The organism is Proteiniphilum saccharofermentans, assembly GCF_900095135.1.
GTDB classification, from domain to species: Bacteria; Bacteroidota; Bacteroidia; order Bacteroidales; family Dysgonomonadaceae; genus Proteiniphilum; species Proteiniphilum saccharofermentans.
Window position 1 is genome coordinate 4,255,981 of sequence record NZ_LT605205.1, and the last position, 13,147, is coordinate 4,269,127.

Below are 13,147 nucleotides of genomic sequence, written 5' to 3' on the forward strand. Positions count from 1 at the left end.
GTGTACTTTCTTATGCTATCAACCGACAAAAGAACCCGTATACACCTGCTTATGCAACAGGAAATAATTCCTTCCATCGGCTGCACCGAACCAGTCGCTGTGGCTCTTTGCACAGCTAAAGCGAGCAGCACCCTCGGAATAAAGGTTGAAAAGGTTGAGGCTTTCCTAAGCGCCAATGTGCTGAAAAATGCATTGGGAGTAGGAATCCCGGGGACAGGAATGACCGGTCTTCCTATCGCTATTGCGTTGGGAGCACTGATTGGCAAACCGGAAGAAGGGCTTGAGCTACTAAAACATGTAACATCAGAGGAAGTAGAGCAGGGCAAGTGCTTCATAAAAGAAGGTAGGATCGAAATCCGCCAGCAAACGGGTATCACCGATAAACTCTATATCAGGATCCGTTGCAGCGGGGGTGGTGAATCGGCTGTTACCGTCATATCGGGTAACCACAACTATTTTTCCTATATAGAAAAAAATGGTGAAGTGTTGCTCGACAGGTCAGCTTCCACAAGCAAAGAAGATCAAACTGAAAACAACCTGCCACTTAATTTCCGCACCGTCTACGAATATGCTGTAGAGTCGCCCCTAGAGGAACTCTCTTTCATACTGGAAGCTGCACAAATGAACAGGAAGGCATCAGTCGAAGCCATGCTCCACAACTACGGGCACAACGTCGCCGGGAGTCTGAAAAACAGGAATGGCCTTCACATTTTCGGTGATAACCTGCACACCCGCATGGTTATCTCCACGGCAGGCGCCTGTGATATGAGAATGGATGGGGGATTGATACCGGTAATGAGCAATTCCGGCAGTGGTAATCAAGGGATAGCTGCTACCATGCCTGTCCTTATCTACGCCGAGAATGAGTCGTGCAGCGACGAACAATTGATCCGCGCGTTGACGCTAAGCAGCCTGCTAATCATCTATATAAAGCAACAATTAGGCAGACTCTCCGCCCTGTGCGGTTGTGTGGTGGCTTCCACCGGATCGAGTTGCGGCATTACTTACCTGATGGGCGGGAATTATGAACAGATCGTGTATGCGGCCAAAAATATGATCGCAAATATCACAGGCATGATCTGCGACGGAGCCAAACCCGGTTGTGCCCTGAAAATCGCCAGCGGGGTATCGACCGCTGCCTTGTCGGCAGTGATAGCTATGGAGAATGAGGTGGTAACCTCACAGGAGGGGATCGTCGATGAAGATATCGACCGCACTATAGAGAATCTGGCACGCATTGGTAACAGTGGTATGCAGGAGACCGATAAGTTGGTGCTGGATATTATGACAAAGAAATAAGACGGAAGAAAAACCGTCAGGGTTATTATATCGAAAGAAAAATTTTGCAGTCAAAAAGAGAACAGGATTTTCAAACTAAGAAAATCAGTAAATTAGTATGGGACTATGCCCTTCCAGGTATTGTGGGGACGATGGTCACGGCAATGTATAACGTGATCGGACGTATCTTTATCGGGCAGGGAGTGGGTGCACTGGCTATTTCAGGCCTCGCCATCACATTCCCCGTGATGAACCTCACCGCCTCCCTCGGAATGTTGGTAGGGGCAGGCGGTGCAGCCCGTATTTCCATCAGCCTGGGAAAGCAGGACAAGCTGACCGCGGAGAAAATACTCGGCAATTCATTACTGATCACGGTCATACTCAACCTTGTCTTTATCACCCTTATCATGATTTACCTCGATCCTATCCTAAGGGCATTCGGAGCGAGCGACCTCACTATCCCCTATGCACGCGACTATCTGCAGATTGTCCTGTTGGGAAATGTATTTGTGAGCCTCTGTTACAACTTCAACGCGATGATGCGTTCCTCGGGTTATCCTAAAAAAGCAATGATTACCATGCTAATCGGTGCTATATTGAATATTATTCTGACGCCTGTCTTCCTCTATGTGTTCAATCTCGGGATAAAGGGGGTAGCCTGGGCTACGGTAATCTCTATGTTCATCGGTATGTTGTTCGTCATGGATCATTTTACCAGAGGAAACAACCTGATCCGTCTCCGCTGGAAGAATATAGGGTTCAACAAAAAGATTGTTGCCTCCATTCTCTCCATAGGGATATCCCCGTTCAGCATGCAGGTTGCCGCTTCCGGTGTGGCGGTGTTGCTGAACACCTCCCTCTTACGTTATGGAGGCGACATGGCTGTCGGTGCATATGGTATCATCAATACTGTCATCATGATTTTCGTGATGATTATCATGGGATTGAACCAGGGCACACAACCTATCATCGGTTACAACTACGGTGCCCGTAATTTTGTAAGGGTAAAGGAAACCCTCTACTATTCCCTGAAAGTGGCTACGATAATCACCACCTTGACATTTATTGTGGGGCAGTTCTTTCCACACCTTTTCGCCTCGGCTTTCACAACCGACCCGGAGCTGCTGTCGATCACCGAGAAAGGAATCAGGATCACTGTGGCCGCTTTCCCTCTTGTGGGTATACAGATTGTGGCATCCAGCTTTTTCCAGAGCCTGGGCTACGCTGCTAAATCGATCACACAGAGCCTGAGCCGCCAGTTAATATTCCTGGTGCCGTTTATTATCATCTTTCCCCGTTTATGGGGATTGAACGGTATCTGGATCGCTATGCCGGTAGCCGACACGCTGGCCGCCATCCTCTCGATCTATCTGCTGATTATTCAGCTCCGGCTGCTGAACAGAATGCAAGAGGAAGATAAACAAAACTTACAGGGGCAACCTTTTTGATAAATTTACATCCTGATTGCCTGCAATTAGGCCAATTTTATGTAGTTTTGCGAAAAAGATTCAAGGTTTCAAGATTTGAATGATTCCGGATTTCAAAATTTAAGATCCAGCAATAGGACTAACTCCTATTCATTGGTAATTGGTAATTGGTAATTGGTAATTAGTAATTAATATAAATTAGTATGAAGAAAGTAGTCTTAATTCGCCACGGCGAGAGCGTATGGAACAAAGAGAATCGCTTTACCGGATGGACCGATGTGGATCTCTCCGAAAAGGGTATTGCAGAAGCGCATAAAGCAGGTAAACTGTTGAAAGAAGAGGGTTTTCAATTCGAAAAAGCCTATACTTCCTATCTGAAAAGGGCAGTAAAGACTTTGAATGTGGTACTGGATGAGATGGATCTGGACTGGATCCCGGTAGAGAAAACCTGGCGGTTGAATGAAAAGCATTACGGCATGCTCCAAGGGTTGAACAAGGCTGAGACGGCAGAAAAGTATGGCGACGAACAGGTACTTATCTGGCGTCGTAGTTACGACGTGCCTCCTACACCACTGGATAAGGAAGACGAACGCTCACCATTCCAGGATCCGCGCTACAAAGGAGTTGACGAAAAGGACCTTCCGCTCACCGAAGCGTTGAAAGATACTGTAGAGCGCATTCTTCCTTACTGGAACAATACTATTGTACCGGAAATGGAAAAATTCGACCAGGTAATCGTAGCTGCTCACGGCAACAGCCTCCGCGGTATCATCAAACACCTGAAAAATATCTCCGACGAAGATATTGTAAGCCTGAACCTGCCAACCGCAGTTCCCTATGTTTTCGAATTCGATGACGACATGAATCTGCAGAAAGATTATTTCTTAGGTGATCCCGAAGAGATCAAAAAACTGATGGATGCTGTGGCTAACCAGGGAAAAGCTAAATAAACAGGCGGAGTTAGACCGGCAAGGTTATCCGAAATAAAAACCGGAAACGGGGAAGGCGGATAAAGAAGATGACCGGGAAAGAAAAAACGGGTACCGAATATATTTCGATACCCGTTTTTAATTCATTATCAAACTTAAAGGATTGTTTTCAAATCTTCGGGAGTGATATTCATCGCGATGATTACTCCGTTCTCATCTATTAAGTAGTTGCGGAACCTTTCGTTCAGTCTGAATTTTTTATAGATTTCAGAACCGGTTCCACTTATCTCATAGAATTGAGACATATTCTCCAGCCTGTCCAACATCAGTGTTTTTTCCACTACATTTCTATTTTCATCGAAAACCACTGAAACAAATTCAACATCACTATCCCTATTTTGAAGATAATTGTAGAGTTGAACATTGTTCGCTCTGGATTGGGCATGGTAAGTGGCCCAAAAACTGACCACTACTTTTTTGCCTTTATAATCGTGCAGGTTGCGCCAATTACCTTCCAAATCCGTTAAAGCGATATCAGGAATCGTCTCGCCGGGATGATAACCGGAAGAAGGTAAATCAGTTTTTACCGAACCCGATGACAACACGAATGAAATCACCGATACAAGGCAAAAGCTTAAGTACTTCATAAAAATTTAGTTTGGTTAGTACTCAGATAAAGCCACTGCTTCACGCAGTAAACTAAATCCATTAACTTTAATGACTTTTCGCTAAAAGTCTCATTTTTAGGATGGCAAAAGTACGCTACTTTTTCTTATCAGGAAACTATTTCGCTAAAAAAAATGCTTTCAAATGTTAATTTTAACTCTTGCAAAACGATAACCAACTTGCAAACAAACACTTATAAAAACAGGAGAGGATATATATTTAAGAAGATAAGTATCAACTGCACACAGCACCATCAATGAACAGCAAAGAAAGACTCAATCGCCTCTATGGAAGTGTCCTTAAGAATTACTTTTTTATCCTTACTCAACAGGTAAAGGGAGGGAAATGCTCTTATATCATACAATCTTTTCGTCATAATTTCCCCGCTTTTATCATATGCATAGATCCATTGCAGAGGCATTTCAGGAAGATGTGCACTCCATTCTGCATAATCATTATCCGGCGAAAGCGCAAGAATGGTAATCATAGTACGCGACGGGCTGTTCATAGACAATGCATCTCTCAACTCTTTAGACTCTTTGAGGCGCTCTGTCACTGCCGCACAGGTAGAACAACCCGGATTGGTAAACATCAGCAATGTATATTCGCTCTTCAGGTCATACAAACGGAAAGATTCTCCCGATGAGACCGTATAAGTAAAATCATTGGCGCTCTCCCCAACACGGTTTTTCCGAGCCATTTCCTGTTGAAACCCATATCGCGAACGTCTCTCTTCGGTTAATAACGGAGAGTTTACCACCTCCTGCAATACGGGTAGATAGTACTCCTCATTACGAAAAGGAGAGTTGGGATCGTAGAGATATTTCTCGAACAACTCAGTGAAATGCACATACATCATTGTGTCGGCCTCCGCCTTCTGTAATGCATACCGAAGTGAAGCATCAGCATTTTCTTTTGGTACATACCCCAGGATATTGATATAATCTACAAAAGCCTGCTCGGTAATTTCCGGCCGCCGGATCAGGTTTCGGTCAGCAAAATCAAACCTGTCCCAGTAATGCATTACTAAATATCCGGCTCTCTCTTCAGGCTCTTTCATGATTTCAGGGATCTGTGGCAAGACAAACGTATCCGGCACGACAGTTTGTACCGGTATCTGTTTTTCTTCAACGGATTCTGTCTGCGCTTTTTTACTCGACAGACAGGAGAAACCGGTTATCAACATCGACCCGGCCAAAGCTATGATTGAAAGATTATGTTTCATTATTCATATGTTCTACACTCCAAAATTACAAGAATTTATTCTTAAAACCGCATATATAGATAAAAATACCATTTTACCGAATAGGGAAAGATAGAAAATAACCGGCAGATAAGTTAAGAATATTTTCACTACATTTGTACTTTACTATTGTTCATAAAGCTATGGATACATTTGTTGTTTCCGCAAGAAAATACAGACCCTCTACATTCAAATCGGTTGTGGGGCAGGAGGCCCTTACCACCACTTTGAAGAATGCAATTGCCGGTAATAAACTGGCACATGCCTACCTGTTTAGCGGCCCCCGGGGTGTCGGGAAGACTACTTGTGCCCGCATTTTCGCGAAAACAATTAATTGTCTTAACCCTGCCGCCGACCATGAGGCGTGTAACCAATGTGAATCGTGTGTGGCATTCAATGAACAGCGTTCTTATAATATCCACGAATTGGATGCGGCCTCCAATAATGGTGTGGACGATATCCGGAACCTGATCGACCAGGTACGTGTCCCTCCCCAGATAGGAAGATATAAAGTATATATCATCGATGAGGTGCATATGCTCTCGCAAGCGGCCTTCAACTCTTTCCTGAAAACATTGGAAGAACCGCCGGCGCACGCTATCTTCATTCTCGCCACCACGGAGAAGCAGAAGATTATCCCTACCATCCTGTCCCGTTGCCAGGTGTATGATTTCAACCGTATCACTATTGCCGATACGGTTGCGCACCTGCAATATGTGGCGGACCAGGAAGGAGTAATAACTGAACCCGAAGCACTGAATATTATCGCCCAGAAAGCAGATGGCGGAATGCGTGACGCACTTTCCATCTTTGATCAGACAGTAAGTTATACCGGTGGGAATATCACCTATCAAGCTGTGATCGAAAATCTGAATGTACTCGATTATGAATACTATTTCAGATTATCCGACGCTATTCTCGACGGGAATGTGGTGGAATGTTTGCTGATATTGAACGACATCCTAAACAGGGGATTTGAAGGACAATATATCATCAGTGGCATCTCCAACCATTTCCGGGACTTATTGGTATGCAAAGACGCAGCAACTGCACAGTTATTCCAGGTGGGAGCATCCATCCGTGAGCGATATGTCACAATGGCCCAAAAGTGCAGCAATCAGTTCTTGTACCAAGCTATTGAAATATCAAATGAATGTGACCTGAACTACCGGCTTAGCAAAAATAAACGGCTTTTGTTAGAATTATCGCTGATACGGCTATGTCAACTATCCAATCGGGATGATGCTTCCGGAATGAAAACAGAAAAAAAAAGAACTATTGAACCAATAGTATCGAAAGAGAAGCCGGCACAAACAGATACCGGGCAGGAGAAGGCGCCCGAAACGGAAAAAATTACAGAAAAAGAAAAGGTTACAGAAAGAGAGACTACCACTCAAGGGAATCCATATTCGGAAAAAGAGAATGATTCCGGGAAAAAAAATATCTCCGGAACAGACAATGATGGGCAGAAACCGGCGGCAAGCAACATACGTAAGCCTGCCGAAGCTGCCGTATCATTGAAAAAGAAAACAGTCTCACTCTCAGGAATGGGTGTATCGCTCTCCTCTATCACCAGCAAAAAAGAAGAGGAAAACTCTTCCTCAGGATCTGAGGCACAGCAGCAGAATGGTAAAAACCTTTTCACCGAAAGTGAACTGGTGAATGCCTGGAAAGATTATGCTGACAGCCTGAACGAAGAGAAGCTTCTCAAGAATACAATGACGCTCTATCATCCCAGGATGCTAAACGATACCCTGTTCGAAGTGGAAGTAAACACGGAACTCAACAAGCAATATCTCACTGACCATAGCATTGCCCTTCTCTCTTTCCTGAGGGAAAAATTGAGAAATGACGACATCACCATGACCATCAGGATCGCGGAGACAAATGCCATCAAGAAGCCACTCACTTCACGTGAGATATTCGATGAGATGGTACAACAAAATCCTTCACTGCAAAAACTTTCCGACGAGTTTGGACTGGAACTGAGTTAAAATGAAAACCACTCTTACCCTTTTTTGGTTATTTTTTGTTTTTTATTCATGTACAGAACATAAAAGTGACAAACGAGCGTCGACAAGTGACGAAAACCCGGTGACAAAATCCGGACTACCCTCCGAAATTACCGATACAACCTCGCACTATTGGCTTCACGATGATGTGGAAACATCTGAGACAATACCTGTTGGAAATGACACAATAATTGATGCTGCCTACACCTTTGAAGAGGCTATTTCCGGTACCAAAGCCCCCCGGAGCATTATTGACCAATTAACTCTTTTCGATGTAACATATCTCTCTACCGACGGGCGTATCCACCGCGGACAAATACTTTCCAACAAAATAATAGAAGAAGAGATCAAGAAGATCTTCAGGTTTATGCTCGACAAGGAGTTCGTCATCGAAAAGGCAATCCCTATTGTGAAATACAACTGGAACGACAGTTTGTCGATGGATGACAACAACAGCTACAGTTTCTGTTACCGCGACATCACCTACTCAAAGCATGCGGCAGGAATGGCTATTGACATCAATCCCCGCTTCAACCCTTTACGATGGAAGGGAGAAGAACGCCCCAACAAACCGGAAGGAGCAGTACGGGATACCACCGTAAACGGTACCCTCTATCCCGGCCATCCGGTAGTGGAAGAGTTCAGGAAACTCGGGTTCCGATGGGGGCATACCTTTACAAGATTCTATGATGACCATCATTTTGAGAAAAGGTGAAAAGGTGGGACACCTTACAATGCCCAATTCGCCCTGTCTAAATTCCGGTAGTTAATTGCCTCCGCCAGATGAGATGGCTGTACCTGTTCATTCCCCTCGAGATCAGCAATGGTACGGGACACCTTCAATATGCGGTCGTAGGCACGGGCTGAGAGGTTGAGCCTTTCCATTGCTGCCCTTAACAGTTGCATTCCTCTCTGGTCGGGAGAAGCATATTCACGTAACATCCTACCGTTCATCTGTGCATTACAAAAGATTCCTTTTCTGTTTTTGAACCGGTGCAACTGTATCTCCCTTGCTCTCACGACTCTCTTACGTATATCAGCACTCTGTTCTGCGGGGACAGGGTCGGATATTTTTTCGAAGGGAACCGGCACAATTTCTATCTGAATATCGATCCTGTCCAGAAGCGGCCCCGAAATCTTATTGAGATATTTCTGTACTGCTCCGGGAGGACATATACACTTCTTATCCGGATGATTATGATAGCCACAGGGACAGGGATTCATTGCTGCGACCAGCATAAACCCGGCAGGATAGTCCACCGTGAATTTGGCACGGGAGATGGTGATCTTACGATCTTCTAACGGTTGTCGCATCACTTCCAGCACATTCCTGCTGAATTCAGGCAGTTCATCCAGGAATAAAATTCCATTATGCGCCAGACTTATCTCGCCGGGCTGGGGATATGCCCCTCCACCCACCATCGCCACATCACTGATGGTATGATGAGGAGAGCGAAAGGGACGGGCGGTCATAAGCGACCTGCCCAGATCAGTTTTACCGGCCACACTATGTATCTTTGTAGTCTCCAGTGCCTCTTCCAACGAAAAAGGAGGCAGGATAGAGGACATTCGTTTTGCCATCATCGACTTTCCCGAACCCGGAGTACCAATAAGAATCACGTTATGCCCTCCGGCAGCAGCTACTTCTAACGCCCGCTTCACGTTTTCCTGCCCCTTCACATCTGAAAAATCGAGTTCGAAAGAAGAGCGTCCCTCCAGAAACTCACGTTGCAGATCGATCTTTGTTGGGCATAACTCCTGTTCTCCATTAAAGAAAGCGGCGACCTCACGGATATTATTCACTCCATAAACATCCAATCCCTCCACCACTGCGGCTTCCTTTGCATTCGCCACCGGCAGGACAAACCCTTTGAAACCTTTCTCCCTTGCCATCAGCGCAATGGGTAACGCTCCCCTCAAAGGAAGAATGGTTCCGTCGAGCGACAATTCACCCATTATCAGATAGTCACCCAATCTGGCACGGGAAACCGATCCGGAAGCAGCAAGGATGCCGACGGCAAGCGGCAGGTCATACGCCGACCCTTCCTTCCGGATATCCGCAGGAGACATATTGATAACGATCTGTTGACGTGGAAATTTCAGCCCGTTTACTTCGACGGCTGATACGATACGTTCATGGCTTTCTTTCACAGAGGCATCCGGCAGGCCTACCAGCATAAACCTAATCCCTCTCGAACAGTTAACTTCAATGGTAATGAGCGTTGCATCGATACCCTGTACAGCCGCTCCAAACAACTTGACCAGCATGTCACCAAGCCTTTTCTTACACTTAATCTTCGGTAGAATTTCTGATTGCATTCACTACTCCCTGAGCGGGAATATTGCGTACTTTGATATTGCCGTCGGGAGCGATCAGAATATTAAATGGTATATATTGCACATTGTACGCGTCTACAATATCCGATCCCCAACTCCTTTTCTCGGGAACCACACTCCAGGGAATAGAATCATTTTCCACATATTCCACGGGATAAATATCGGAATCGATATATACAGTAAGGAACTCCACACTGTCCCTATTGACTTCCCGGTATGCCTCTTTCAGCAAATCGATTGTCTCACGCGATTCAATCCCTGCGGTAGAAACAAAAGAAAGCAGCAGATATTTTCCTTTGAATTGGTGAGAATAGATACTATTCCCTTCTTTGTCTTTGAGTATAAAATAGGGCATCTGCACACCTTCGCCCGAGCGGTTGATCCTTTCAGAATAGGATCTGAGCCGGGCAGCATACTGAGTATTGGTCACATCTCCCTGCAGATATCCCAATACCCGTTCCAGTGCCTGAGGATTATCGCTATTTATAAAAAAATTATTGATGAGGATAAGACTGGAAAATTTGCCGGGATTTTTCTCGATAAATTCTTCCGCCTGTGATATCAATTCATGATTGAGCAATTGCAATCTGGCAATCTCATCATGGCGGGACATCGGCTTATTGAGGATAGTATCAACGTGGGATTCCCTGCTCAGGTTAAGCAACAACTGCCCCCGTTGCGCAAGCAATTCACGGTTTTGCGTCTTGAACAGCGTCAGATCGTTATTGATCTCATTACCGGTCACTTCAATAAGATCCGGCAACAAAGCATCACCCTTCACCTTCAAAGATTGTCCTTTGTCTGCAAAAACAACTGCAACACTCTCATAATTGTTCAGATAGAGTGAAAAAGTGGTAAGCGTATCGATTTGGTTTCTGTAATTGAATTTTCCTTTTGTGTCTACATTGATTGTATCGATGGCCAGTGTATCTGCAGAAAGCCAGGTAACCAAGATATAGGGATTTTCTAAATTCGAAATCTCCCCCTTGATTAAAACCTCCTCTCCATTTTTACATGATAGGACGCAATATAAAACAAGTATGTAAGTAACTATTTTACAAAATCTTACCATACGATAACAATCTCTCATTAACCATCGTTATTGATATCTTGTTCCTTCTCCCGCAACATATCAAAAAAACAATATTTATTGGAAAGGACAAAGATATTCTTTTTTTTTAAATATTCAATGATTTTCACATTTATTTAACAGTTTTTTGTTTCTAGGCTGAAATAGCCCGATCCATCACCAGGATAAGCAGCATATCTTTTATGCCGGGAAGATGAAAAAAGATGATTGATACAAGAAATAAACGCTTTGATCATATGAAACCAACATGTTTAAAATAATCATTAGACACCCAAAGGGAATGATTATTTTAAATATCAAAGGTTCCATACACCGAAATATAAAAAATAAAATAATCGTATGAAACGAGCATGATAACTGTTCTCACCCGAGTTCATGACTAAATGCGAGTTCCATACGACACCATTGAAAATAAATAATTTTAGTCGTATGAAATAAAATAACTAGCTTTGTGCTGATTAAATGGGTAAATTTTATGTTTTTTTCAATTATCATACCTCTTTATAATCGTCCTGATGAGGTGGATGAACTTCTCGAAAGCCTTTGCAAACAGACAGACAAGCAATTTGAAGTAGTGGTTGTTGAGGATGGGTCTACCCGGAAGAGCGATACCGTGGTGAAGAAATACCGTGACAAACTGGATATCATCTATTTCGAAAAACCCAATTCAGGTCCCGGCCTCACCAGAAATGCAGGAGCGGCGGGTGCAAAGTATGATTACCTTATCTTCTTCGATTCAGATTGTATCATTCCGCCGAATTATATCGAAACCGTTTCACATTTTCTTGAAGACCATTGGGTGGACGCTTACGGGGGTCCGGATGCGGCACTGCCCTCTTTTACCATCACACAAAAGGCGATCAATTATTCCATGACCTCATTTTTTACGACAGGTGGTATCCGCGGCGGGAAAAAGTCGATGGAAAAATTCAATCCCAGAAGTTTTAACCTGGGGGTATCCCAAAAAGCATTTGAGGCCATAGGCGGTTATGGAGCCATGCGATTCGGGGAAGATATCGATCTTAGCTTACGCCTGCTGAAAAACGGGTTCCAAACCGCACTTATTCCCGGCGCTTTCGTGTATCATAAACGCAGGAGCACTTTCAGGCAATTCTTTAAACAGGTATATAATTCAGGTATTGCACGTATCAACCTGCATCTTATTCACCCGGGTTCACTCAAGGCAGTACATCTGTTACCTTCCCTTTTTGTGGTAGGGATAACATTCAGCCTTCTTTTATCACTTTTGTATACCCCGTTTTTGCTTATCCCATTGGTTTACTCCCTGTTGGTTTTTATCGATTCGTTTATAAAAAACAGCTCGTTCGAAGTGGCACTTTACAGTGTTATTGCGGCCTGGGTTCAAATCACAGGATATGGCACGGGATTCCTGTCTGCCGTATGGAGACGGCTGATCCTCAAAAAAGGTGAATTCAAAGCCTTTGAAAAAAAATTCTATGATTAAATCTTCTGCCCGTAAGCGAGATCTCCTGCATCTCCAATACCCGGTACGATATAGGAAGACTCATTCAAATCGGGATCGATAGCCGCAGCCCAAATCGTTGTTTTATCTTCAGGAAAATTGGCCTTGCAATAATCAATTGCCTGTCTGCTGGCAATGATCGTAGCAATATGGATTTGTGCCGGAGTTCCTTTGGTAAGCAGTGCCCTGTAGGTCAAATCCATACTACTTCCTGTTGCCAGCATAGGGTCGGCCAGGATCAAGGTTTTCCCCTCTATCGAGGGCGATGCGATGTATTCGATATGGATGTCGAACGACTGATGGCCTGTCTCCTTGTATTTTCTGTAAGCAGATACAAAAGCATTTTCCGCCCCGTCGAAATAATTCAATATGCCATGATGGAACGGGAGTCCCGCCCTAAGGATAGTAGCAATAACAACATCCTCATCCGGAATGCTCACTTCCACCACATCAAGCGGTGTATTTACCTCAATTTTCTTATACTGGAATCCTTTACTGATTTCGTAAGCCATAATCTCACCGATACGTTCTATGTTTCGGCGGAACCGGAGCCGGTCGTTCTGAATGGTAATATCCCTTATTTCACGGATAAAAGAGTTAAGTAGAGAATTACTGTCCGAAAAGTTGTATACTTCCATTGTTATAAATTAGTTTTATCTCTTCCAGCTTGTCACGATGTAAA

The 13,147-nt window shown here is 44.2% G+C and carries 11 protein-coding genes; 6 read left to right on the forward strand and 5 right to left on the reverse strand.

What is annotated here, in order from left to right; translation table 11 throughout:
* The first annotated feature begins 12 nt into the window (after nucleotides 1–12).
* The 3 genes from PSM36_RS16575 (at nucleotide 13) to gpmA (ending at nucleotide 3,655) form a co-directional block, all read left to right on the forward strand.
* On the forward strand, nucleotides 13–1,299 hold the full coding sequence (locus tag PSM36_RS16575; protein ID WP_076931854.1) for an L-cysteine desulfidase family protein: 1,287 nt from the start codon (nucleotides 13–15) through the stop codon (nucleotides 1,297–1,299).
* A gap of 44 nt (nucleotides 1,300–1,343) precedes the next feature.
* The gene (locus PSM36_RS16580; RefSeq protein WP_076931855.1) at nucleotides 1,344–2,726 is read left to right on the forward strand and encodes an MATE family efflux transporter; all 1,383 of its coding nucleotides are present in this window, start codon (nucleotides 1,344–1,346) and stop codon (nucleotides 2,724–2,726) included.
* Nucleotides 2,727–2,908: 182 nt separating this feature from the next.
* The gene (gene gpmA, locus PSM36_RS16585; RefSeq protein ID WP_076931856.1) at nucleotides 2,909–3,655 is read left to right on the forward strand and encodes a 2,3-diphosphoglycerate-dependent phosphoglycerate mutase; all 747 of its coding nucleotides are present in this window, start codon (nucleotides 2,909–2,911) and stop codon (nucleotides 3,653–3,655) included.
* Nucleotides 3,656–3,789: 134 nt separating this feature from the next.
* Here gpmA and PSM36_RS16590 read toward each other — a convergent pair whose 3' ends face one another.
* Both PSM36_RS16590 and PSM36_RS16595 read right to left on the reverse strand, forming a co-directional pair.
* Nucleotides 3,790–4,281, reverse strand: coding sequence for a TlpA family protein disulfide reductase (locus PSM36_RS16590; RefSeq protein WP_076931857.1), 492 nt, complete (start codon nucleotides 4,279–4,281; stop codon nucleotides 3,790–3,792).
* A 272-nt stretch (nucleotides 4,282–4,553) separates the two neighbouring features.
* Nucleotides 4,554–5,525 (reverse strand): DUF5106 domain-containing protein, encoded by a 972-nt coding sequence (locus PSM36_RS16595; protein WP_076931858.1) that lies wholly within the window; start codon nucleotides 5,523–5,525, stop codon nucleotides 4,554–4,556.
* Between the two features lie 161 nt (nucleotides 5,526–5,686).
* Here PSM36_RS16595 and PSM36_RS16600 point away from each other — a divergent pair, with 161 nt between their 5' ends.
* Together PSM36_RS16600 and PSM36_RS16605 are read left to right on the forward strand one after the other, a co-directional pair.
* On the forward strand, nucleotides 5,687–7,537 hold the full coding sequence (locus PSM36_RS16600) for a DNA polymerase III subunit gamma/tau (RefSeq protein ID WP_076931859.1): 1,851 nt from the start codon (nucleotides 5,687–5,689) through the stop codon (nucleotides 7,535–7,537).
* A gap of 100 nt (nucleotides 7,538–7,637) precedes the next feature.
* Nucleotides 7,638–8,270, forward strand: a complete 633-nt coding sequence (locus PSM36_RS16605; protein ID WP_232001478.1) for a M15 family metallopeptidase — start codon at nucleotides 7,638–7,640, stop codon at nucleotides 8,268–8,270.
* Nucleotides 8,271–8,284: 14 nt separating this feature from the next.
* Here PSM36_RS16605 and PSM36_RS16610 read toward each other — a convergent pair whose 3' ends face one another.
* Together PSM36_RS16610 and PSM36_RS16615 are read right to left on the reverse strand one after the other, a co-directional pair.
* Nucleotides 8,285–9,823 carry a YifB family Mg chelatase-like AAA ATPase gene (locus PSM36_RS16610; RefSeq protein ID WP_076931861.1) on the reverse strand — a complete coding sequence of 513 codons (1,539 nt, stop codon included), beginning with the start codon at nucleotides 9,821–9,823 and terminating at the stop codon, nucleotides 8,285–8,287.
* 22 nt (nucleotides 9,824–9,845) lie between these two features.
* Complete coding sequence (locus tag PSM36_RS16615; RefSeq protein WP_161947588.1) at nucleotides 9,846–10,844, reverse strand: TlpA family protein disulfide reductase; 999 nt, start codon at nucleotides 10,842–10,844, stop codon at nucleotides 9,846–9,848.
* A gap of 613 nt (nucleotides 10,845–11,457) precedes the next feature.
* Between PSM36_RS16615 and PSM36_RS16620 the strand changes: the two genes are divergently transcribed.
* Entirely contained in the window at nucleotides 11,458–12,447 is a 990-nt protein-coding gene (locus PSM36_RS16620; protein ID WP_076932339.1) for a glycosyltransferase, read from the forward strand.
* On the opposite strand, the gene upp is transcribed toward PSM36_RS16620, so the two are convergent.
* Nucleotides 12,444–13,103: a uracil phosphoribosyltransferase gene (gene upp / locus PSM36_RS16625; RefSeq protein ID WP_076931863.1), complete on the reverse strand. Its 660-nt coding sequence runs from the start codon at nucleotides 13,101–13,103 to the stop codon at nucleotides 12,444–12,446. The genes PSM36_RS16620 and upp overlap by 4 nt on opposite strands.
* Nucleotides 13,104–13,147 lie beyond the last annotated feature (44 nt).